Here is a 23,214-nt window from a genome sequence, read left to right on the forward strand (position 1 = left end):
GACAAGGACCAGGCCGAGGAAGCCGTCATCCGCCTCGAACACGGCCGGCCCATCCGCTTCGGAGCCGACGGCCACAAGGGCGTCGTCCGCGACCCCCTCACCGGTGATCTGGAAGTCGTCGCCGTCACCGAGGAAAACCAGTCCCGCATCCTCGTCCACGACGCCCACAACCCCAGCCCCACCACCGCATTCGCCCTCTCCCGCCTCGCCGACGCCGACACCCTGCACCACACCCCCATCGGCGTCCTGCGCAGCGTCGAACGACCCGTCTACGACACCCTCATGTCCGACCAACTCGACACCGCCATCGAACAACACGGCAAGGGAGAACTGGACACGCTCCTTGCCGGCAAGGACACCTGGACCGTCGTGGGCTGATCCGCGACTCCGTATCGTGGGCCCACGGCGGCCTGTTGGCCTCCCGGACAGAGAGGCCCACCGCGTGCACCCGCTCACCGACGACCCGATGGCCGCCTCCATGGTTCAGATCCCCGGCGGAACCGTCGACCTTCGGGACGACCGCCGCGGCACCCTCTGGCAGGCGGACCTCAAGCCCTTCCTGCTCGGCCGGTATCCGGTCACCGCCGGATACCACCGTGTCGTCACAGGGGCAGATCCCCTCGGCCCCTCCGCGAACAGCGCCGCGCCCGTCACGAACATCAGCTGGCTCGACGCCATCGAGGTGTGCAACCTGATCTCGGCACAAACCGGGCTGGAGCAGGCCTACTCCCTCGACGTACGGAGCGGTGAGGTGACCTGGGACCGGGCGTCCAACGGCTACCGCCTGCCGACCGAGGCCGAGTGGCAGTACGCCTGCAAGGCGGGGACCACCGGATACCGGTACGGCGAGATCGACGAGATCGCCTGGTACGACGCCACCTCCGGGGGCCGGGTCCACGACGTCGGCGCCAGGATGCCCAACGCATGGGGACTGCACGACATGCTGGGCAACGTCTGGGAGTGGTGCTGGGATCTCTACGACGAGGAGGTCTACGGCTCGTACCGCATCTTTCGCGGAGGTGGCTGGGCCGAGTCGGAGCGGGGCTGCGGCGCCACGGTACGCCGCCGCAGCCATCCCACGTTCACCATCGACGACCTCGGCTTCCGGCTGGCCCGCAGTGGCCCGGATCCGTCGTCGCAGGGTGATCGGTAGGAGTGTGGTCCGGGTGCACGATGTGCGGGTGGTGTTGATCGGTGGGACATCGAACGTCGGAAAGTCCACCGTCGCCCAAGGCGTGGCGGAAGTGCTTGGGTTCGAGTGCCTGTCGACGGACGGGCTGGCCCGGCACCCCGGGCGGCCCTGGAGAACCCCTGAGTGGGAGGTGCCGACACATGTCACCGAACACTACGGATCACTCACGGTTGACGAGCTGATCGCGTCCGTTCTCCGGCACTACGAAAGCCTGTGGCCCCGCATCGAAGAGCTGATCACCACCCACGCGGTCGAGGCCGGCGGCAGAGGTGTGGTCCTGGAGGGGTCGGCACTCCTGCCCGACCGTGTTGCCGGCCTGGAGGTCCCGCGCACGGCCGCTGTATGGCTCACCGCGGATCACGCCGTGGTGCGCGCCCGGGTGCATGCCGCAGGCCGTTACGACGCGGCCACGAGCGAGGAACAACACCTGATGGACAAATTTCTGGCCCGCACCGCGTGCTTTCAGACGCTCGTGACCGATGCCGTCGACACATGGGGCCTGGATCGCATCGACGCAGGTCGCGGGCAGTCCGTCACAGCGATGGTCGAGAAGGTGCTTGCGTCTGTCGACGCGCAGGATGCGGTGGGCCGGTCACGTCCCGGTCCGTGATCCGTAGCCCACGAACCACCGACAGCGCACGCCGACGCCAAGCCCCTCGCGGTTCATGGCGAAACGATCAGTCAGCCCTTCAGTCTCTCCCGCAGTTCCTCAGCGTCCGCGAGGAACCATGTCTGGCGCCCGCGATTGCACTCACGGACGAAGTCCTGCAGCGCCGAACTGGCCGCAGTGTGCCGGGAGATATTGCCGAGGACGACGAGCCCCACGCGGTAGTTGACGAACTTCTGGACGATCTCGCCTGCAACCCGGGTACGCAGCTGGAAGAACGCGTCGTCGAACCGGGCGACGGGAACGACCACCCACTGGGCGCCCTGGTAGGCGGCATTACCCACGAGATCCAGGACGTCGCTTTCGCCGCCGATCACCTCGCCCTCGGGGGCGCACATCAGCACGGACACGTCATGGATCGTCTGCAGGCTGCTCATGGAGACCGAGGCTAAGGGCTGCCGGAGAGCCGGGAAGACGTGGGTGCGCCTGCCGTCGCCTCATGCGGTGGACCCCATCAGCGCGGAGGCCGCGAGGAAGTAGCCGACGACGAGGGCGGTCTGCAGGACGAGGACGCCCCACGGGTGGGCGTGCCACCACGGGAGGCGGACACCGGAGAATGCGCTCCTCAGCTCCTTGAGCGACGAGGCGTCGGAGTCGGTTACGGGTACGTCCCGCAGACGGCGGGTGAGCCGTTCCACGTCGGCCTGCTGCCAGGGCCGCAGGTCGAGCACGTAGGGACGGGTCACTGCCGAGGTGATGACCACGCGCCCCGGCGTCGGGGTAAGGGGGCCGGCGCCGAAGGTGATGGGGTGCAGACCGGTCAGGAACTCCACGGGGACGGAGTAGTCAGACGCACCGAAGGCGTTGTCGACACGGAGTTCGTCCCCGATGACCGCGATCTGTGCCAGGGAGGAGCGCAGCGCCATCATCACGACGGTCGCCGGCACGGGCAGCACGATGAGCACGAGGGTCGGGATCAGCCAGTCGATTCCGAACTCGCCGATCAGGAGGGCTCCCAGCGAGCAGAGAGCCGGAACACCGATCACCCCGTAGAGGGCCAGCCGCTTGCGGTAGATCGCATTGTCCGGCCGCACCACTACGCGCGCGCCTGCTCCAGCCATGACATCCCCCTGGATTTCTCTGGATTCCCCGGCTCACCGTGCCACCATCACGCCGATCCATGCCCGATGACAGAGGGGGCCACGCACACGCCCGTCGCGTGAGCCGGAGCGATCCGCCCTCCAACTGCCTGCCCTGGTCACCGGGAACAGACGGATCTGTGGACGGCAGTACGACGTACGGGTCGTGCACACCCGAGTCGTGCGCCGTGGGAGGGCCGTGCCGATCCGCCCGGCGGCACGAGAAAAACCATACGGACGATCGACACCCGGTGAGGTACCTTCCTGACGTCCGAAGGGGGGCGAAGTGGCGAAGCTCAACCAGATCATCGCCGTGGAAAAGGGTGTCAAGAGCAAGTCGCTCCAGGACATCACCGCGGCTCACCACAAGGTGCAGAAGCCCGTACAGTTGGCCGGTATCTCGCGTACCTACCAGCCGAAGGACGAGGAGGGCGAGCAGCTGCCGCCCGAGTCCACGCGCGTACAGGTCAAGACCGAGGACGTGCTGCGTGAGATGTCCACGTCGCTGACCCGGCTGTTCGACGTGACCGCGACCAAGGACTGGGCCAACTGCTCCGCCCGCGCGGACGTCACCGTCGACGGACGGACCATCGTCCGCGAAGTGCCGGTCAGCTACTTGCTCTTCCTGGAGAAGCAGCTCACCGACCTGCACACCTTCGTGAAGAAGCTCCCCGTGCTCGACGCCTCCGAGTCCTGGTCGCTCGACCCGTCGACGGACTGGTGGAAGACCGACCCGGTCCGCACGATCCGGACGAAGAAGGTCCCGCGCAACCACGTCAAGGCCGAGGCGACCGAGAAGCACCCGGCGCAGGTCGACGTGTACTACGAGGACGTGCCGATCGGGTACTGGACGACCGTGAAGTTCTCCGGATCGCTTCCGGCGAAGCGGGTCAACGAGCTGCTGGAGCGGGTCGAGAAGCTGCAGCACGCGGTCAAGTTCGCCCGCGAGGAGGCCAACGGTGCCGAGGTCACCGACCAGCGGGTCGGCGACGCGGTGTTCGGCTACCTGTTCGGCTAGTACCGGACGCAGGTAGCATCCCTCATTCGCCCCCACGCAATGTCGTGGGGGTGCGCACCATCACGCGGCCGGCTTAGGCCGGGTCCGTGTGACGAGCGCAAGCTGAAACTGACGTTCAGCCTGAAGACGCGGTCAAGGTGAAGGTTCGAGTCCTTCCCCCGGCACCACAGGCCGGGGTGGCCCAACATGGCAGAGGCAACCGCGATCACACTCAGACTCTCGCTCAAGCTTCAGTATCGCCACCGACTGCCAGATCGACCGAGTACGGACGAACACCGTTGAATGCTGGTTCGAATCCGGCCTGCACCTCTTCACGGCGCGGTAGTTCAATGGAAGAACGCGACGGTCTGACGACTGATCCGCACTCTTAAACGGCGCTGGCAAGCGCAATTGGGTGGCATCCCCAGGGGCCCGGGAGCTGGATACGACTCCCGGGCTCCGCCACGTCCAGCACCCGCCCGCCGGCCGACGTGCGGAACGGCAGCCGGGGGGTGACGCGCGGCGTCCTCGCCGACCGGAGCCGCTCTACGCCTTGCGTAGCCGGGCGATGATGCCGTCCAGGTCACTCCGGAACAGGTCCGGGCGGACGACATGCCCGCCGGGCACCTCGTGCCACTCGTGCGGGATACCGGCTGCGCCGAGGCCGGCCCGGAACTCGCGCTGGCCGGCCAGTACCTGCGTCTCGTTGACCGTGTCGAACCAGTTGACCGGGTCGGGGCTGGTGCCGGCGACCAGGAAGACCCGCTTGTTCCGGTAGCTCTCGATGCGCTGCACGGGATTGTCGGCGGTGACCCTCGCCTCGTCCCAGAGCGGCGCACCGTAGACCGTGCCCCCACCCAGCTCCACGGCCGCGGAGGAGACGTTGGCCCAGTGCGTGACCAGGCCGAAGTCGCGGCGCAGGCTGGCCGGCCCGGAATGGGCGCTCACCGAGGCGAAATGGCCGTAGTACTTGGCCGCGTACTTCAGCGCCCCGAAGCCGCCCATCGAGAATCCGGAGACAGCTCGGCCGTTGTACTCGGCGTACGTCCGGAAGTTGGCATCGATCCACGGGAGCAGCTGGGCGATGTGAAAGGTTTCCCAGTTCCGGGGGCCTGTGCTGGAGCTGACCGGGTTGGAGTACCAGCCCGCGTGGCCGCCGTCGGGCATCACGACGATGACCGGCTTTCCGGCGGTCCAGGCGCGGATGCCCATGCGGTCGAAGGTGACGAAGTCCTGGTCGGTGCCTCCGCCGTGGAACAGATAGAGGACCGGGTAGGCGCGCCCGCTGGTGTGGTAGCCGTCGGGAAGCAGGACGTTGACGCCCGGATCCCAGCCGATCGCGTCGGTCGCGAAGCGGTAGTACCACATTCGGGGGTCGCTCTCGCTGCGGTCCACGATGCGTAACCCGAAGCCGTCGCCTGCCGCCTGGGCCGCCGATGCCGATGCCAGGACGCTCCCTGCGCCGAGGGCCGTCGTCGCGGTGATTCCACCGATGGCCTTGATGACGTTTCTGCGGGTGGGGCGGTGCGTACTCAACACGATCTCCTGGAGAGAGTGACGGGCTCGACAGGCGGGCGCCGATCGGCATCGCCCCCGCTCTCGGCGGATGCACGAGGAACGGGGGCCCGGCGGAGCGAGGACGCGGCGGAGGAGGGACACGCCCGGTGCGGGCCGGCCGGCCCGGGCCCTCGGGCAAGCCCGTGGCACAGGAGACCGGCCCGCGACCGGGCAGCCCGGGTCAGGCGGAATACCCCTTCGGCGGGATCAGCGTGGCGAGCTGGTCGAAGGAGATCCAGTAGATCTGGTTGCCGCTGAAGGAAGCGGGGTCGGCTATGAGCACGGTGCGGTCCACCTCGTCGTAGCCGAAGACGGTGAAGTAGTGGTAGATCGTCTGGTCCGACGGGTACCCGGGCGGCTGGTTGCCCGGTGGGGCGACGATGTTGGCCACCAGCGGATAGTTCCGGTCGATGTCGAACACGATGTCGTACCAGAGCAGGTCCCGCTATCCCTGGGTGGGCGGATCGTTCGGCATCTCCTTGGTCTCGTACCAGCCCCCGCCCAGGTTCGCGTTGAGTACGCGGGTCACCTGGCCGATATGGTCGGTGCCCGCCTCGGTGGTGCCGAGCTGCCAGGCGAGATCACCCTGGCTGGGCGGGGCGGTCCGGGCGGAAAGAGCGATGCGGGTGGCGGCCGGACCGCACCAGTAACCGGTCTCCTGGACCTGGTAGTCGATCTGGAGCCAGTGCGCGCTCCGGGTGCGCCCGGAGTCGACCTTCAGCCGGCTGCCCGGCTCGTTGAACCCGCTGACGACGGCCGTGCCGGCCTTCGAACCGTGGTCGAGTACGGACACCTGAGGGATGGGCGGTGCGGACGACGCGTGTGCCATGCCGGGCAGCAGGAGAGCTCCGACGGCGACGGCTGCGATCGTGGTGGACACAAGTCTCTTACGCATGAAGGCTCCTGGGGGGGCCCTGGCGGGAAGAAGCGGCTGTGGGGGGTACCCGGTCGTGTGCGAGAGCAGGGACCAGCGTGATTCGTGACCCGCTACGGGCGCAAGCGCCGAAAGTTCAGGCTTACCGAAGGACTTGGGCTGTCGGCGCGCAGCGCTACCGTCGTCCGGCCCGCTCCTCCGTGGCCAGCAGGGCGCGACCTTCCGCGGTCACGACATGGAAGGACCGGCCTGCCCTGCGGACCGTGGTGATCAGACCGGCCGCGCGCAGCACGTTCACGTGCTGGCTGACGGCGGGGTGGGTCACCTGCAGGAGACGGGCGGCCTCGACGGTGGAACAGCCGGTGCGGGCCGCGCGCAGAATGCCCGCACGGGTATGCCCCAGCAGCGGCCCCAGGGGGCCGGAGCCTGCTGCGGGGCGGGCATCGGGCGCGGGCTCGGCCCAGTCCGTGGCGTGGTGGATGGGGTACACCAGAACAGGTGGCAGTTCGCCGTCCGCCAGGGTGGTCGGCGTGGGCCAGCAGAAGAACGACGGCTGCAGCACGAGGCCCCGTCCACCCAGATGAAGTTGCTGGTCGACCGGGTACCTGACTTCCAGGACGGGGGCCCGCCAGCGGATGTGCGGACCGAGACCGGCCAGCAGCCCCTCGGTGCCCCGGTCGAGGAGGCTGTCCAGCCGCACCGCACGGTCGGCGTCGATGTGTGCGCGGACACGCGGCCAGTACGGCGCGAGCGCCTCCAGCTGGTAGGTGTGGAGGGCATCGCCCAGCCGGCGAAGGGCATCGGCGTCGCCTGCGGCCAAGGAGCTTACGCAGCCGTGCAGTTGCGGAGAAGACGCCAGGTGCGCCAGGTCGGTGCGCAGCCGTGGGTGCGGAGTGCTCATCAGGGTGTCCAGGGCCGCCTGCAGGGTGGTGCGGTCGCCGGACGTGGGAGTGAGGAAGTCGGGGGAGTAGCCCCGGGGCGGCAGCAGGCCGGACAACAGCATGCGGCTGTCCGAGAGCCTGGGCCGGACCCAGTGGCGCCACGCCCCGAACACCCTGTCGCCGTCTCGGCGTTGCAGGGTCTGCACACTGTTGCTGATCTCCCAGAGGAAGTCAGGTCCCGGGGCCACCCGGACCCGCGCCAGGTCCTCGGCTGTGAAGTACACCCGCAACATGGTCCCTCCAACGAGAGGTCAAGGTGCGCCGATGCCGACCGCGGGCACATCCGTCGGATCAACAAGCAGGCAGACAGGGGAAGTTCCCGAGTCGCCGCCGCACCTCGCTGGCTGCCTTCGGGCAGCGTACCCTCGCTCGATCGCCGCGTGGCCCCGGCGGGGAGAGAGGCCACGCACGCGTGAGGTCCGCCACGTTCAGCGCCCGCCCGGTCGTCGCGCGGAGCGGCTGCCGCGCTTTCCGGCCCGTGCCAGGTCCTGTCGGCCCGGCCAGTCGGCCCAGCGCAGGTCGTCGCCCTCCGCGGGCGGCAGGAGGCCGGAGGCGATCAACGCCGCCCGTCCTGCCTGCCGGCCCGCGATCCGGTAGCCGTACTCGGACGAGTCGACCTCGCTGAACGAGCCTTCCGTGATCAGGACCGCTGCCGCCACCCCGTCCAGCCCCTCCAGCAGTCCCGCCCGCAGGGCCGGCAGGTATTCCGCGGGCAGCTGCCTCTCCGGGGCGACGCTGATCAGCTCGAACTCGGCGTCGGAGCCGGGTGGTTCGAAGTGCGCCACGATGTGCGCGTACGGCCCGCAGGCGCCGATGCTCATCAGTATGCGGACACATACGTCGGGTACGGGGGAGGGGAGGGAGATCAATGGGTGCACCGTGGGCTCGGGGAATGAAAGAGACCTTCCGATCAGTATGGTCACTGGCCAGAAGGTCTTTTGGCACTTCCTGCGAACAGCCCCCGGGCAGGATTCGAACCTGCGCACCCGGCTCCGGAGGGCGTAGCTGCGACACGGAGAGTGTTGCAGCTGCCTGCAACCGGACACCTTCGCCTCCAGCTGTTCGGCTCTTTTTCGCTGGTCACGGGCCTATCCGGACAGTCGGTGAGCTGGGATGCCCCGCTGCGACCTCAGCCGCCCCTGGTCGGCCGCTGTGCGACCGCCATCATCGCCAGGGCGATCAGCGTGCCTGCCATTCCCAGGTCGCCGAACGGGAAATGCGCCTTCGGGCTGTCGAATATCAGGAGGACAAGGCACGCAGCCACCAGCAACGACGCGTAGCCCCACAGGCGCGGCCGGAACACCTTGTTGCGCACCCGCGGAAGCATCCACCCTGTTCTGATCGCAGCGATTCCTCCGCCAGCCACGACCATCGACATGACCGCAAACGGCACCGCCACATACCAGTTCATCTGCCCCGCCCCTGGGTGCCTGGCCCCCCATGGGGCCGAACGTCGCCGATCATGGCACAGCCGTTCTCCCCCGCCCACAGGCCTGGCACCCGTCGGTGGACCACGTCGGTGGACCACCGGTGCGGGGCCGTAGTAGCGCAGTCAGGCACTCAGCCGGCTTCAAACAGCTCAGCGGGAGCGAGCGCCGCTACCGCGGAGAAGAGCCACGGTTTCCTCCAGTTCCGTCCAGCGATCCAGCCATCCCACGGTCCAATTCCCAGATGAGCACCATGAGGCCGAACAGGCGCAGCGGGCCCCGCAGCAGGAATGCGATGTTGTGCACAGGTCCCCCAGTGGCCCTCCAGCGGGGGAGCAGACTCTGAAGACCCGCGAGGGCATCGCGGACAGCCCCGCGACGACCGCGCTCGCCATGATGGGCGACTGAGCCGAGGCGCCGACGCTGGAAGGTCCGCTGTGCGATGCGCCGGCGTGTAGTGCCTGCCCACAGGGATGAGGAGCCGCGGCCGGACCTACTGGCCACGTGCACGACGTGGCTCTTGCTCTCTTCGCTGCCACTCTCGGCGCTGCTGGATCCGAAGGTTCTGCGGGACGTCCGGTACCGGCTGTCCCTCAAGCGGGACGCAAGCCAGTCGCGGGGGAGACGCACGAGTGTCGGCGTCGGGGTCTGAACCCAGCCATGGAGCACGCAGTTGAACGGGGCTACCGGGAGGGCAACCCGATGGCCAACCTTCGGCGGGGTGGCTCACGTACAGGAGATGCGGTGGACCCCCCGCCGTTCGCTGCCCCGGGGCAGGACGGATTCCGCGCTCGCCCACCGGCCGTGCGACCTTCGGCACACATGCAGCACCGACTGACTGAACGCGGGGATTCCCGTGGCCGAAGCGTCCCGCCCTGCAGGCACCTCGCCGGAGGTCGGGCACCGTCGCTACGTGGGCTGCATCGACGGCCACGAGGAGCTGAACAACCACAAGATCGAGAGGTCCTGAGGGGCCCGGCCAGTGACCGTTCGGCGGTCCTGAAACCCACTCGCCAGTCACTCGCGATCAGTGGGGGACAACGACAAAGAGCCGGACCCAGTGAGACTGGGTCCGGCTCTTGAAGTCTGGCACTTCGCCTGCTCAGCGACTTGATCGCGCTGCTCTGGCGGAAGTGCCCCCGGCAGGATTCGAACCTGCGCACCCGGCTCCGGAGGCCGATGCTCTATCCCCTGAGCTACGGGGGCGATATCGCTGCACTTGGCGGCGACGAGTGAAACCCTACCAGCTCCGGTGGGGTGTCCGGGAACAGGTATTTCTGCGTCGGCGCACCGGTTCGTCGCCGGTTGGGCGCCGGTCCGGGGGACGGGTCATGAGACCGTGCGCCGCGTCCCGGGGAAACCGGGCGCGGAACCCGTTTCGAAGGGCGCCCGGCCGCCCCTCCGGGGACGGAAGTGGGCAAAACCCGGACGCAGCCCCTCCGGCCGACCTACTCTCGAAGGGTGTCAGGGGCGTACGGCCGCGTGCTTGTTGTGGACGACAACAAGGTCATCCGGCAGCTGATCAGGGTCAATCTCGAGCTGGAGGGCTTCGAGGTCGTGACCGCGGCCGATGGTGTCGAGTGTCTGGATCTCGTTCACCGGGTCGGCCCGGATGTGATCACGCTCGATGTGGTGATGCCCCGGCTCGACGGAATCGAGACCGCTGTCCGGCTGCGTGCCGACCCGCGGACCCGCCATCTGCCCGTCGCCGTCGTCAGTGGCTGCACGCCCTACGAGGTGGACTCGGGGGTGGCCGCCGGGGTCGATGCCTTCCTGGCGAAGCCGTTCGAGCCGAGCGAGCTGGTGCGGATCGTCCGCCGTCTGATGCACGGGGAGGACTCGCCGTCCGCCGACGGCATACGTGGTGCCGGGAGGGCCGAGAGAGCGGCCGGGTGACGGCATGACCGATCGTTGTCCATCCACATCCCCGACCCGCACGGCTGACCGGATGGCGAAACCTGGTCGCGAAGTGCCCCCCTTCCTCCCATACGCTTGTCCCGTGACCCCCGCAGATCTCTCCCGAACCGTGCTGCACGCTGTGCGCCGCGCGGTCGACGAGAACGCCCTGCGCGCACCCGTGCCCGCGCGCGTGCGGGTGGAGCGGACACGGCCCGGCGGCAGCGGCGACTACGCCTGCGCCGTCGCCCTTCAGCTGGCCGGTCCCGCCGCGCTCCCTGCGCGGGAGGTCGCGAGGATCCTGCGGGACCGGGTGGCAGCCGCGCCGGGGATCGGGCGGGTCGAGATCACCGGGCCCGGGTTCCTGAACTTCACGCTCGACGCGTCCGCCGATTCGGCCGCCCGCGCCGCGCTCGTACGCGCCGTACGGGAGCAGGGCCTCCGGTACGGGCGGTGCACCACGGACGCCGGACGGCTCACCCGGCTCCACCACCCGCCCGAGGTCCGGGCCGCGGTCCTTGCCCAGGCCGTGGGGCGCCTCCTGCGGACGCAGGGCGGCCAGGTACTCATCGGCTGCACCGGAGAGACCGACCCCGGCTGGGAGCAGCTGCGTGTGGTGGTCGGCCCCCGTCGCGGACCGGAGGAGAGCGTCGAGATCCGCCCCGTGCCCGCCGGCCGCGTCACCGCCGCCGAGCTGACCGGGCGCCTCGGGCGCGATGCCGCACTGTGGGGCCTGCTCCGGCCCGCGGCTCATGACCACGCCCCGCTGGGCGACGACCTCCTCGTGCAGGGCGAAGCCAACCCGCTCTTCCTGGTCCGCTACGCCCACGCGCGCGCCCGCGCACTCACCAGGGGGGCGGAGCAGCTCGGGTTCGCCGGCGCGTACGAGGAGGACGTCGACGCGCCCGCCCTGCACGCCGCGCTCGCCGACCACCCCGGCGTACTCGCCTCCGCCGCCCGCCACCACGCTCCCGACCGGGTCGCCCGGCACCTGGAGACCGTGGCGCGCGCCTTCTTCGACCTCCACGACACGACCCGGCCGCTCCCCGTCGGTGACGAGAAACCCTCGGCCGCCCACCGCTCCCGGCTGGCCCTTGCCGAAGCCGCCGGGGTGGTGTTGGCAGGCGGCCTGTTCCTGCTCGGCATCAGCGCGCCCGAACACCTCTGAGACCTGAGAGAACAGAACGATGAGCCGATCCGCACACCCCGCCGGGCCCCGTCACGCCGATGTCTTCACCGAGGGCCACTACAGCGCCCCGGCGACCGACCTGAACGTGCTGGACGAGAAGGTCTGGGCCCGCACCGTCACCCGCGACACGGACGGTGCGCTCACCGTCGGCGGGATCGAAGTCGCCAGACTGGCCGAGGAGTTCGGCACTCCGGCGTACTTCCTCGACGAGAGCGACTTCCGGGCGCGCTGCCGCGCCTGGGCCGATGCCTTCGGGCCGGACGCCGATGTGTTCTACGCCGGGAAGGCCTTCCTGTCGCGCGCCGTCGTGCGCTGGCTCAAGGAAGAGGGGCTGAACCTCGACGTGTGCTCCGGTGGCGAGCTCGCCACCGCGCTGGACGCAGGGATGCCCCCCGAGCGCATCGCCTTCCACGGCAACAACAAGACCGTCGCCGAGATCGAGCGGGCCGTCGGAGCCGGCGTCGGACGGATCGTGCTCGACTCCTTCCAGGAGATCGTCCGGGTCTCGCACGCCGCCCAGCAGCTCGGAAGGCGCCAGCGCGTGCAGATCCGCGTGACGGTCGGCGTCGAGGCGCACACCCACGAGTTCATCGCGACCGCGCACGAGGACCAGAAGTTCGGTATCGCGCTGGCCGGCGGACAGGCCGCCGAGGCGGTGCGCCGGGCGCTCACCCTCGACGGGCTCGAACTGATCGGTATCCACTCGCACATCGGCTCGCAGATCTTCGACATGGCCGGATTCGAGGTCTCCGCGCGACGCGTGGTGCAGCTGCTCGCCGAGATCCGCGACGAGCACGGTGTCGAGCTGCCCGAGATCGACCTCGGCGGCGGCCTCGGTATCGCGTACACCTCCGAGGACGACCCCCGCGAGCCGCACGAGATCGCCAAGGCGCTCAGTGACATCGTGACCCGCGAGTGCGAGTCGGCGAACCTGCGGACCCCGCGCATCTCCGTCGAGCCGGGGCGCGCCATCGTCGGACCCACCGCGTTCACGCTGTACGAGGTCGGCACCATCAAGCCCCTCGAGGGGCTGCGTACGTACGTCAGTGTCGACGGCGGGATGTCGGACAACATCCGCACCGCGCTGTACGACGCCGAGTACAGCGTCGCCCTCGTCTCGCGCAGTTCCGACGCCGAGCCCATGCTCGTGCGCGTCGTCGGCAAGCACTGCGAGAGCGGCGACATCGTGGTCAAGGACGCCTTCCTGCCCGCGGACCTGGCCCCCGGCGACCTGATCGCCGTGCCCGCCACCGGCGCCTACTGCCGTTCCATGGCGAGCAACTACAACCACGCCCTGCGCCCCCCGGTCGTCGCCGTGCGTGACGGCCGGGCGCGGGTGATCGTCCGCCGCGAGACGGAGGAAGATCTTCTGCGTCTCGATGTCGGTTGATGAAATTAGGGTCTCAGGATCCGGACGGGTGACAGAAACTCCCGTCCGGTGAGTGAGACTGGTCCACACATCAGAAGTATGAGAAACGAGGTCGGATGATGCGTACGCGTCCGCTGAAGGTGGCGCTGCTGGGCTGTGGAGTGGTCGGCTCAGAGGTGGCGCGCATCATGACGACGCACGCCGACGACCTCGCCGCGCGCATCGGTGCGCCCGTCGAGCTCGCGGGTGTCGCCGTGCGCCGACCCTCCAAGGTGCGGGAGGGCATCGACCCCGCGCTGATCACCACCGATGCGACCGCCCTGGTCAAACGGGGTGACATCGACGTCGTCGTCGAGGTCATCGGGGGCATCGAGCCCGCCCGGTCGCTCATCACGACCGCCTTCGAGCACGGCGCGAGCGTCGTCTCCGCCAACAAGGCACTGCTCGCCGAGGACGGCGCCGCCCTCCACGCCACCGCCGGTAAGTACGGCCGGGACCTCTACTACGAGGCGGCCGTGGCCGGTGCCATTCCGCTCGTACGTCCGCTGCGCGAGTCGCTCGCCGGGGACAAGGTCAACCGGGTACTCGGCATCGTCAACGGCACGACCAACTTCATCCTCGACAAGATGGACACGAGCGGAGCGGGATACTCCGAGGCACTCGACGAGGCCACCGCGCTCGGGTACGCCGAGGCCGACCCGACCGCCGACGTCGAGGGTTTCGACGCCGCGGCCAAGGCCGCCATCCTCGCGGGGATCGCCTTCCACACCCGGGTGAAGATCGGCGAGGTGCACCGTGAGGGCATCACCGAGGTCACCGCCGCCGACATCGCCTCCGCCCGTCGCATGGGCTGCACGGTCAAGCTCCTCGCCATCTGCGAGCGCGCCGCCGACGGCCGGTCCGTCACCGCCCGCGTGCACCCCGCGATGATCCCGCTCAGCCATCCGCTGGCCTCCGTCCGCGAGGCGTACAACGCGGTGTTCGTCGAGGCCGAGGCGGCCGGGCAGCTGATGTTCTACGGTCCCGGCGCCGGTGGCGCCCCGACCGCGTCCGCGGTCCTCGGCGACCTGGTCGCCGTCTGCCGCAACAAGATCGCCGAGACCACCGGCCCGGGTGAGTCCGCGTACACGCGTCTGCCGGTCAGCCCCATGGGCGAGGTCGTCACGCGGTACCACATCAGTCTCGACGTGGCCGACAAGCCTGGCGTACTCGCCCAGGTCGCGACGGTCTTCGCCGAACAGGGCGTGTCCATCGACACGGTCCGCCAGCAGAGCCGACAGGACGGAGACGGCGAGGCATCCCTCGTCGTCGTCACCCACCGCGCGCCCGACGCCGCCCTCTCCGGGACCGTCGAAGCGCTGCGCAAGCTGGACACCGTGCGCGGTGTCGCCAGCATCATGCGTGTTGAAGGGGAGTAAGGACCCATGACCAGCAAGGGCACCCACCAGTGGCGCGGCATCATCGAGGAGTACCGGGACCGGCTTCCGGTGACGACTACGACGCCGGTCGTCACGCTTTGTGAGGGTGGTACGCCGCTCGTTCCGGCTCAGGTCCTCTCCGAGCGCACGGGCTGCGAGGTGTACCTCAAGGTCGAGGGCGCCAACCCCACCGGGTCGTTCAAGGACCGCGGCATGACGATGGCGATCACCCGGGCCAAGGAGGAGGGCGCGCAGGCCGTCATCTGCGCCTCCACCGGCAACACCTCCGCGTCCGCCGCCGCCTACGCGGTGCGGGCCGGTATGGTCTGCGCCGTACTCGTACCGCAGGGCAAGATCGCGCTCGGCAAGATGGGGCAGGCCCTCGTCCACGGCGCGAAGATTCTCCAGGTCGACGGCAACTTCGACGACTGCCTGACCCTGGCCCGCAGCCTCTCGGACAACTACCCGGTGGCGCTGGTCAATTCGGTCAACCCGGTTCGGATCGAGGGTCAGAAGACCGCCGCGTTCGAGATCGTCGACGCGCTCGGCGACGCCCCCGACATCCATGTCCTTCCGGTCGGCAACGCGGGCAACATCACGGCCTACTGGAGGGGTTACAAGGAGTACGCGGGCGACGGACTGTCCACGCACACCCCGCGCATGTGGGGCTTCCAGGCATCCGGCTCCGCGCCCATCGTGCGCGGCGAGATCGTGAAGGACCCGGCGACCATCGCCACCGCGATCCGCATCGGCAACCCCGCCTCCTGGCAGTTCGCGCTGGAGGCCCGGGACGAATCGGGCGGTTTCATCGATGAGGTGACGGATCGCCAGATTCTGTCCGCGTACCGCCTGTTGGCCTCGCAGGAGGGTGTCTTCGTGGAGCCCGCGTCGGCCGCCTCCGTGGCCGGTCTGCTCAAGGCTGCCGAAGAGGGCAAGGTCGACCCCGGCCAGAAGATCGTCTGCACCGTCACGGGCAACGGCCTCAAGGACCCCGACTGGGCCGTCGCGGGTGCTCCGCAGCCGGTCACGGTTCCCGTCGACGCGGTCACCGCCGCCGAGAAGCTGGGCCTCGCGTAACCGGCGGTCCGGTGAGCTCAACCGCCCTTTTCGGGACGGAGAGCGCATAGGAGGCGTGCGACACGCATCGTGCGCCTCCTGTGCGCCCTATGTCGCCACAGAACCTTCCTTCGATAAGCTGTACTCAACCCGCCCCGCCGCATGCGCCGCGGTGCAGTCGCCGTAGTGGCTGCCGGGTACCCCACTCCGGCACTTCGGCACACCGCGCACGTCGAAGGCCCCGCACCGCATCACCACCCCGCACAACATCCCCGCCGCCGTACAGGAAGAGTCGTCCAACCGATGGCCGGTCCCGCGTTCCGAGCTGCCGCCGTCCGGGTGCGCGTCCCCGCCACCAGCGCCAACCTCGGCCCCGGTTTTGACGCCCTGGGCCTCTCGCTGGGGCTCTACGACGACGTCGTCGTCCGGGTTGCCGACTCCGGACTGCACATCGACATCGCCGGTGAGGGCGCCGGGACGTTGCCCCGCGACGAGAGTCACCTGCTCGTACGCTCCCTGCGCACAGCCTTCGATCTGCTCGGCGGACAGCCCCGCGGCCTCGAGATCGTCTGTGCCAACCGCATCCCGCACGGCAGGGGCATGGGCTCCTCGTCCGCCGCGATCTGCGCCGGCATCGTCGCCGCCCGTGCTGTGACGACGGGCGGCGACGCCCGCCTCGACGACGCGGCCCTGCTGGAGCTCGCCACCGAGATCGAAGGGCATCCCGACAACGTCGCGGCCTGCCTCCTCGGCGGTTTCACGCTCGCATGGATGGACGGCGGAGCGGCCAGGGCCATCAGGATGGATCCCGCGGATTCCGTCGTTCCGGTGGTCTTCGTCCCGGCCACGCCGGTGCTCACCGAGACCGCACGCGGTCTGCTGCCGCGCACGGTTCCCCATGTGGACGCCGCTGCCAACGCCGGTCGTGCGGCCCTCCTCGTCGAGGCCCTGACCAGGCGCCCGGAGCTGCTGCTCGCCGCCACCGAGGACCGGATCCACCAGGAGTACCGGGCGCCCGCCATGCCGCAGAGCGTGGAACTCGTGAACCGGCTGCGTGCCGATGGCGTCCCTGCTGTCATCTCCGGAGCCGGGCCGACCGTGCTCGCCCTCACGGAGGAAGGCTCGGCCGACAAGGTCACCCGGCTGGCGGGTGAAGGATGGGCCGCGAACCGGCTCGCGCTCGATACCACGGGCGCGAGCGTATTGCCGCTCGCTGCGTAGCCGCACGTGATTGCCGGTGCATGAGAGGGGGAATGTTTGTTGGAGCCGGTAGTGTTAACCTCAAGTCAGCAATCGACGTCTTTGTGGCGCGTTGCTTCGTGTCCCCCTTCGGGACCACCACTCTTCCGGGAGCCTCCCCGACTGCCTGAGCAGCCTGCCTGAGCAGTTTCGAGCACGCTCCGGAACCGGCACGACACCCTCTTGCTCATCCAGGAGTGGGCCGAGCAGGGGATCTCGAGCCGGAACCCCGCACATTCATCTCTCCGCCGTACCCGGCGGACCACCGCCCCGGCAAGGTCCGCGATCGAAAAGATCAACAGACCGCAGTCGGACAGCACAACCGGTCGCCGAGCCAGAAGGCCGACGTCCGCTCCAGGGAAGGACCCTTCGTGAGCGACACCACCGATCTGATGGGCGTGACTGCCGACAAGAGCGTCGACAGCTCTGCGCCCGCCGAAGGTGCTGCCACTGGCACCACCGCACGGCGCCGCCGCTCCGGCACCGGCCTTGACGGCATGGTCCTGGCCGAGCTGCAGCAGGTCGCGTCCGGCCTCGGCATCAGGGGCACTGCGCGGATGCGCAAGAGCCAGCTGATCGAGGTCATCAAGGAGGCGCAGGCCGGGGGCTCCTCCGCACCCAAGACTGCCTCCAAGGCTGCTGCCGCCCCCGCCGGTACGGACACCGAGAGCAAGCCCAAGCGGCGTGCCACGTCCAAGTCGCGCACCGGGGACGAGTCCGCCGCCGCGGCCGAGAAGCCCGCGGCCCAGCAGCAGATCGACATCCCCGGTCAGCCGGCCAGCGACGACCAGCCCACGGGCGAGCGCCGTCGCCGCCGGGCGACCGCACAGGCGGGCAGCCCCGACACCAAGGGCGACGCCAAGGCCGAGGTCAAGGCGGAGCCGCAGGCCGAGCCGAAGGCCGAGGTCCGTCAGGACCGTGGCGACGAGGCGAAGGGTGACGCGAAGGCCGAGTCCGCCGCCGACACCGCCGAGGGCCGCCGCGGAGAGCGCCAGGACCGCGGCCAGCGCGGTGAGCGTGGCGACCGCGGTGACCGCCGTGACCGCCAGCGCGACCGGCGCGGCAAGGGCGACGACCAGGGCCAGCAGGGCGGCGGCCAGCGCCGCCAGGGGCAGGGCCAGAGCCAGAGCCAGGGCGGTCAGAGCCAGAGCCAGGGCCAGGGCCAGCAGGGCGGTGGCGGCCCGCAGGACGACGGTTACGACGACGAGGGCGGCCGGCGCGGCCGTCGGGGTCGTTATCGCGACCGCCGTGGCCGTCGTGGCCGCGAGGACTTCGCGAGCGACGCACCGCCGGTCACCGACGACGACGTCCTGATCCCCGTCGCGGGCATCCTCGACATCCTCGACAACTACGCGTTCATCCGGACCTCCGGCTACCTGCCGGGACCGAACGACGTGTACGTCTCGCTCGCCCAGGTCCGCAAGAGCGGCCTGCGCAAGGGTGACCACGTCACCGGTGCGGTGCGCCAGCCCAAGGACGGTGAGCGCCGCGAGAAGTTCAACGCGCTGGTCCGCCTCGACTCGGTCAACGGCATGGAGTCCGGCCGCGGCCGGCCCGAGTTCCAGAAGCTGACCCCGCTGTACCCGCAGGACAGGCTCCGTCTGGAGACCGACTCCAACACCCTGACCACCCGGATCATCGACATGGTCGCCCCGATCGGCAAGGGCCAGCGAGGCCTGATCGTGGCCCCGCCGAAGACCGGTAAGACCATGATCCTGCAGGCCATCGCCAACGCGATCACGGTCAACAGCCCCGAGTGCCACCTGATGGTCGTCCTGGTCGACGAGCGTCCGGAAGAGGTCACCGACATGCAGCGGTCGGTGAAGGGCGAGGTCATCTCCTCGACCTTCGACCGTCCCGCCGAGGACCACACCACGGTCGCCGAGCTGGCCATCGAGCGCGCGAAGCGTCTCGTGGAGCTGGGTCACGACGTGGTCGTCCTGCTGGACTCGATCACCCGCCTGGGCCGTGCGTACAACCTGGCGGCGCCGGCCTCGGGCCGCATCCTGTCCGGTGGTGTCGACTCGACCGCGCTGTACCCGCCGAAGCGCTTCTTCGGTGCTGCGCGCAACATCGAGGACGGCGGCTCGCTGACGATCCTGGCCACCGCGCTGGTCGAGACCGGCTCGCGCATGGACGAGGTGATCTTCGAGGAGTTCAAGGGCACCGGCAACATGGAGCTCAAGCTCGACCGGAAGCTCTCGGACAAGCGCATCTTCCCGGCGGTGGACGTGGACGCGTCCAGCACCCGTAAGGAAGAGATCCTGCTCGGCAGCGACGAGCTGGCGGTTGTCTGGAAGCTGCGCCGGGTGCTGCACGCACTCGACCAGCAGCAGGCGATCGAGCTGCTCCTGGACCGCATGAAGAAGACGCAGTCCAACGCGGAGTTCCTGCTCCAGATCCAGAAGACGACGCCGGGTAACGGCAACGACTGACGTCGTATCAGGATTCACGCAGAACTGCCCTCGTCACTCCGGTGACGAGGGCAGTTCTGCGTTGTAGGATCAGCTGGCTATATGTGGGGGGGAACGTATTTTCCATACGCCCACTGTGTCGTGTTCCAGTGGGATCTTTTTCTCTCCTTCGAGTGCAACTACCCGGCGCCGTACTTGCGTTGCGCCGTGTCGATCGAAGGGATTCTTGAGTGACATCTGGCAGACGGAAGGGCTTTATCACCCTCCCCGCGGCGGTCGCCGCGCTCGCTCTGGGAACTGCGGCACTGTCCGCCGTGCCCGTGCAGGCCGCCGACACGCCTCAGCCGTCCGGAAAGCAGAGCGTCCAGCAGCGCTCGACGGCCTCGCAGGCCGAACTGCGCGAAACCGTCAAGGGTTCGGTCGCGGAGCTGCAGCAGGGCGAGTCCGGTGCACCCGCCGAGGCGGACAGCGGCTCGGAACCCACACCGGAGGCTTCCGGGCGGACCATGGACCCGAAGATCATCGGTGGTACCCCCGCCACGCTCAGCGAGGCCCCGTGGATGGTGCAGCTGCACTACTACGACGACAAGGGCACCGCTGACACGGCGGACGACGAGGGCTACTTCTGCGGTGGCACGCTCGTCGCCCCGGCGAAGGTCCTCACCGCCGCGCACTGCGTGGACGGTCTGGACTGGCAGGCCAACGGAGCCGTGCTCGGCGGCACCGCGCAGCTTCCGGTCGACGGCGACCTCCATGGCGGTACGGCGGTCGGCGTCTGGCGTCAGTGGGTCAACCCGAACTACGACGATGCCGCGATCAAGGGCGACGTCGCCGTTCTGACGCTCGGCTCCGCGCTCCCGTACCCGACGCTGCAACCGGCAGCGTCCGGTGACACGGCGCGCTACAAGAGCGGCACACCGGCGACCGTCTACGGCTGGGGGCGCACCAGCTCCACCAGCAACGACATCTCGCCGACCCTGCTCAAGGCCTCCGTGCCCGTGCAGGCGGACTCGGCGTGCTCCGGTTACTTCGGCAGCGACTTCGTTCCGGGGCAGATGGTCTGCGCCGGTCAGCCGGCCAGCGGCCAGGACGCCGGTACGGTCTCGCCGTGCAACGGCGACTCGGGTGGGCCGCTCGTGGTCAACGGCCGCATCGCCGGTGTCGTCTCCTGGGGACAGACCGACTGTGTGGCAGCGGGTGCGTACGGTGTGTACGCCAAGACCGCCACCTTCGCCGGGCTGGTCAACCCCCGCATCGACGATGCCAACCTCAACTTCGACGACAAGGCGGACCTGTTCGCCCGCGCATCGTCGGGTGAGGGCTTCAACTACTACTCGCGGGGCACTTCGCTCGGTAACCGTGAGTCGGTGGGCGACTGGCAGGGCATCAATCTGGTGCGCCAGGCAGATGTCAACCGCGATTTCTACCAGGACTACGTCTACCGCACCACGGCGGGCGATCTGTACTGGTGGGGCTACGACAGCGCAGCCGAGACGTACATGGACCACAGGATCGGGCCCGGCTGGGGCAGTCTTCGCAACATCACGCTCGCCGGCGATGCCACCGGCGACGGCCTGGTGGACCTGACGGCGAACGACTCCGCGGGCAAGCTGTGGATGTGGACGGGCCGGGGCAACGGAACGTTCAAGTCCAAGGTTCAGATCGGCGTCGGGTGGAGCACCTTCCAGGTGTACGGCAAGGGCGACTTCAGCGGGGACGGAAAGCCCGACCTGATCGCCCGCGACGCCAACGCCGTGCTCTGGCTGTACAAGGGCACGGGTTCGGCCACCGGGCCGTTCTCCGCGCGCGTCAAGGTGGGCAGCGGCTGGAACTTCACCGCCTATGCCGCCACGGGCGACGTGACGGGTGACGGCCGCTCCGACTTCATCGTGCGTGACACCGCGGGCAAGCTGTGGGCGTACAAGGGCTCGGGCTCGGCGACGACGCCGTTCCAGACCGGCGTGCGGGTGCAGCTCGGCGTGGGGTGGCAGTCGATAAGCCTCCTCGGCTAGCGCGAACCTGTTTGACTCCCGGACCGGCTCCGGATCCCGCAAAGGGGCCCGGAGCCGGTCCGCTGCGCGTGCGGACGGGCCGGGAGCGAGACCTTGCCCACAGCGACCGGTCCGGCGCACCCGCCCGGACGGCCCCGGAGCTGTACGGCGAACCCGCAGGTGGGGCCCGCGATGCGCTGCTCCGGCCGGGCTGCGCGGAAACCGTCACGAGGGCCCGTCGCACTCATCGGACCCCGGTTCCGCTGTGCAACTCTTTTCCCTGCTTCGGCTCCGGCGCACCGCCGGCAGCCACTACTGAATCTCCTGGCAGGGGACCAGGGAGCACCGCCGACCTAGGGAGCCGCATGAGCGAGCAGAGCAGGAGCACCGGCCGAATACGCGGCACCGGCAGCCGCCGAAGGAAGCCTTCGCAGGGCCGCCGGGTGAAGACCGTGGCGCTGTGGACCGCTGCCGCGGTGGTCGTGGCCGGAGGTTCCGGGCTCGGGTACGCGTACTTCAAGCTCAGCGGCAATCTCAAGGGCGTCGACATCAACGCCGCCCTGGGCGCGCAGCGTCCCGACGACGTGGACAACGGTTCGCAGGACATCCTGGTGCTGGGATCGGACTCCCGCTCCGGCGCCAACTCCGGGTACGGCGCCGACGGGGGAGCCGCGCGCTCGGACACCGCGATGATCCTGCACGTCGACAAGGGCCACAAGTCGGCGAGTGTGGTGTCCGTCCCCCGCGACACCCTCATCGACCGCCCCGCCTGCACGAGCGACACGACCGGTGAGAAGGTCGGCGCGGAACAGCGGGCCATGTTCAACACCGCGTACGAGGTCGGCGGGCCCGCCTGTGCGGTGAAGACCGTCGAGGCGATGTCCGGTATCCGCATGGACCACTACGTCGAGGTCGACTTCACCGGCTTCAAGAAGCTCATCGACGAGCTCGGCGGTGTAAAGATCACCACCGGGAAGGCGATCGACGACTCCAAGAGCCACCTGGATCTGAAGCCCGGCACCCACACCCTGAACGGCGAGCAGTCGCTCGGTCTCGTCCGTACCCGCAAGAGCGTCGGCGACGGCAGCGACCTGGGCCGCATCCAGCTCCAGCAGGCCTTCGTGAAGGCACTGATGGACCAGGCGAAGAGCGTCGGGGTGTTCTCGAACCCCAAGACACTCTTCGGCCTCGCCGATACCGCCACGAAGGCCGTCACCACCGACTCGGAGCTGGCATCGGTCAAGAAGCTCACCGGCTTCGCGAACGGTCTCAAGGGCCTCGGCTCCGAGGACGTCCGGATGGTCACACTGCCCGTGGAGTACGACCCGGCCGACCCGAACCGTGTGCTGCCGCAGGAGAAGGCGGGCCGGCAGGTGTGGGCGGCGCTCAAGCAGGACCAGCCGATTCCCGCGTCCGCCACCGAGAAGTCGGCCGGCGACAAGGGTGAAGCGGGAGAGGTTGTGCGGTAACGGCGGTTTCCGTCACCGTCCGGTCGCGGAGCGTTCCCGGAACGTACGGGAATATGCACGGCCGCTCCCCCGTTTTGGGAGATACGGCCGGTCCTGGCAGACTGGTACGTCGGCCCCGGTTCACGGACGCGCAATCCGCGCGTACGACCCGGCGCCCTCCCGAAACTAGGAGACACCTTGAAGCGCGACATTCATCCCCAGTACGTCGAGACGCAGGTCAGCTGCACCTGCGGTGCGTCGTTCACCACCCGGAGCACCATCGACAACGGTGCGATCCGCGCCGACGTCTGCTCCGAGTGCCACCCGTTCTACACGGGCAAGCAGAAGATCCTCGACACCGGTGGCCGTGTGGCCCGCTTCGAGGCCCGCTTCGGCAAGGCTGCCGGCTCCGCCAGCAAGTAGCGCGCCACTGCGCCGGTTCCCGGCGCCCTCTTGCGGG

At 69.3% G+C, this 23,214-nt stretch carries 19 protein-coding genes, 1 tRNA gene and 2 pseudogenes; 14 read left to right on the forward strand and 8 right to left on the reverse strand.

Translation table 11 applies throughout. The annotated features are described in order from the left end of the window. From ACFWBQ_RS18855 to ACFWBQ_RS18865, 3 genes and pseudogenes are all read left to right on the forward strand, one after another. Positions 1-378, forward strand: a pseudogene (locus ACFWBQ_RS18855) (2-oxoacid:ferredoxin oxidoreductase subunit beta); the annotation flags it as partial. Positions 379-478: 100 nt separating this feature from the next. Then, positions 479-1,153 carry a formylglycine-generating enzyme family protein gene (locus ACFWBQ_RS18860; RefSeq protein ID WP_385490503.1) on the forward strand — a complete coding sequence of 225 codons (675 nt, stop codon included), beginning with the start codon at positions 479-481 and terminating at the stop codon, positions 1,151-1,153. A 28-nt stretch (positions 1,154-1,181) separates the two neighbouring features. Further along, complete coding sequence (locus tag ACFWBQ_RS18865; RefSeq protein WP_385489934.1) at positions 1,182-1,802, forward strand: hypothetical protein; 621 nt, start codon at positions 1,182-1,184, stop codon at positions 1,800-1,802. Positions 1,803-1,873: 71 nt separating this feature from the next. On the opposite strand, the gene ACFWBQ_RS18870 is transcribed toward ACFWBQ_RS18865, so the two are convergent. Both ACFWBQ_RS18870 and ACFWBQ_RS18875 read right to left on the reverse strand, forming a co-directional pair. After that, a complete protein-coding gene (locus tag ACFWBQ_RS18870) occupies positions 1,874-2,236 on the reverse strand; it encodes a DUF4180 domain-containing protein (protein WP_385489937.1) in 363 nt (120 codons plus the stop codon). Positions 2,237-2,296: 60 nt separating this feature from the next. Then, positions 2,297-2,920 carry a hypothetical protein gene (locus ACFWBQ_RS18875; RefSeq protein WP_385489940.1) on the reverse strand — a complete coding sequence of 208 codons (624 nt, stop codon included), beginning with the start codon at positions 2,918-2,920 and terminating at the stop codon, positions 2,297-2,299. A gap of 304 nt (positions 2,921-3,224) precedes the next feature. Between ACFWBQ_RS18875 and ACFWBQ_RS18880 the strand changes: the two genes are divergently transcribed. Further along, positions 3,225-3,956: a hypothetical protein gene (locus ACFWBQ_RS18880; protein WP_385489943.1), complete on the forward strand. Its 732-nt coding sequence runs from the start codon at positions 3,225-3,227 to the stop codon at positions 3,954-3,956. Between the two features lie 525 nt (positions 3,957-4,481). Here ACFWBQ_RS18880 and ACFWBQ_RS18885 read toward each other — a convergent pair. The 6 genes and pseudogenes from ACFWBQ_RS18885 to ACFWBQ_RS18910 form a co-directional block, all read right to left on the reverse strand. Beyond that, a complete protein-coding gene (locus ACFWBQ_RS18885) occupies positions 4,482-5,471 on the reverse strand; it encodes an alpha/beta hydrolase (protein WP_385489946.1) in 990 nt (329 codons plus the stop codon). A 202-nt stretch (positions 5,472-5,673) separates the two neighbouring features. Then, a pseudogene (locus tag ACFWBQ_RS18890) lies at positions 5,674-6,387 on the reverse strand (C39 family peptidase). 154 nt (positions 6,388-6,541) lie between these two features. After that, a complete protein-coding gene (locus ACFWBQ_RS18895; RefSeq protein WP_385489949.1) occupies positions 6,542-7,540 on the reverse strand; it encodes an ArsR/SmtB family transcription factor in 999 nt (332 codons plus the stop codon). 195 nt (positions 7,541-7,735) lie between these two features. Further along, a complete protein-coding gene (locus tag ACFWBQ_RS18900; protein WP_385489951.1) occupies positions 7,736-8,128 on the reverse strand; it encodes a hypothetical protein in 393 nt (130 codons plus the stop codon). Positions 8,129-8,436: 308 nt separating this feature from the next. Beyond that, positions 8,437-8,718, reverse strand: a complete 282-nt coding sequence (locus ACFWBQ_RS18905) for a hypothetical protein (RefSeq protein WP_385489954.1) — start codon at positions 8,716-8,718, stop codon at positions 8,437-8,439. Positions 8,719-9,868: 1,150 nt separating this feature from the next. Continuing rightward, positions 9,869-9,940, reverse strand: a tRNA-Arg gene (locus ACFWBQ_RS18910). Between the two features lie 255 nt (positions 9,941-10,195). Here ACFWBQ_RS18910 and ACFWBQ_RS18915 point away from each other — a divergent pair. From ACFWBQ_RS18915 to rpmE, 10 genes are all read left to right on the forward strand, one after another. Further along, positions 10,196-10,630, forward strand: a complete 435-nt coding sequence (locus ACFWBQ_RS18915; RefSeq protein WP_385489957.1) for a response regulator — start codon at positions 10,196-10,198, stop codon at positions 10,628-10,630. A gap of 103 nt (positions 10,631-10,733) precedes the next feature. Further along, on the forward strand, positions 10,734-11,798 hold the full coding sequence (gene nrtL, locus ACFWBQ_RS18920) for an ArgS-related anticodon-binding protein NrtL (RefSeq protein ID WP_385489962.1): 1,065 nt from the start codon (positions 10,734-10,736) through the stop codon (positions 11,796-11,798). Between the two features lie 19 nt (positions 11,799-11,817). After that, positions 11,818-13,209 (forward strand): diaminopimelate decarboxylase, encoded by a 1,392-nt coding sequence (gene lysA, locus ACFWBQ_RS18925; protein WP_385489965.1) that lies wholly within the window; start codon positions 11,818-11,820, stop codon positions 13,207-13,209. A gap of 95 nt (positions 13,210-13,304) precedes the next feature. Continuing rightward, a complete protein-coding gene (locus ACFWBQ_RS18930; RefSeq protein ID WP_385489968.1) occupies positions 13,305-14,606 on the forward strand; it encodes a homoserine dehydrogenase in 1,302 nt (433 codons plus the stop codon). 6 nt (positions 14,607-14,612) lie between these two features. After that, positions 14,613-15,683 carry a threonine synthase gene (gene thrC, locus ACFWBQ_RS18935; protein ID WP_385489972.1) on the forward strand — a complete coding sequence of 357 codons (1,071 nt, stop codon included), beginning with the start codon at positions 14,613-14,615 and terminating at the stop codon, positions 15,681-15,683. Between the two features lie 282 nt (positions 15,684-15,965). After that, the gene (gene thrB, locus ACFWBQ_RS18940; protein ID WP_385489975.1) at positions 15,966-16,883 is read left to right on the forward strand and encodes a homoserine kinase; all 918 of its coding nucleotides are present in this window, start codon (positions 15,966-15,968) and stop codon (positions 16,881-16,883) included. 389 nt (positions 16,884-17,272) lie between these two features. Beyond that, a complete protein-coding gene (gene rho, locus ACFWBQ_RS18945) occupies positions 17,273-19,336 on the forward strand; it encodes a transcription termination factor Rho (RefSeq protein WP_385489978.1) in 2,064 nt (687 codons plus the stop codon). Positions 19,337-19,545: 209 nt separating this feature from the next. Beyond that, the gene (locus tag ACFWBQ_RS18950) at positions 19,546-21,327 is read left to right on the forward strand and encodes a trypsin-like serine protease (RefSeq protein WP_385489981.1); all 1,782 of its coding nucleotides are present in this window, start codon (positions 19,546-19,548) and stop codon (positions 21,325-21,327) included. A gap of 344 nt (positions 21,328-21,671) precedes the next feature. Beyond that, positions 21,672-22,775 carry an LCP family protein gene (locus ACFWBQ_RS18955; protein WP_385489984.1) on the forward strand — a complete coding sequence of 368 codons (1,104 nt, stop codon included), beginning with the start codon at positions 21,672-21,674 and terminating at the stop codon, positions 22,773-22,775. Positions 22,776-22,952: 177 nt separating this feature from the next. After that, positions 22,953-23,177, forward strand: coding sequence for a 50S ribosomal protein L31 (gene rpmE / locus ACFWBQ_RS18960; RefSeq protein WP_385489987.1), 225 nt, complete (start codon positions 22,953-22,955; stop codon positions 23,175-23,177). Positions 23,178-23,214 lie beyond the last annotated feature (37 nt).

Source organism: Streptomyces sp. NPDC060035, assembly GCF_042736635.1.
Classification (GTDB): domain Bacteria; phylum Actinomycetota; class Actinomycetes; order Streptomycetales; family Streptomycetaceae; genus Streptomyces.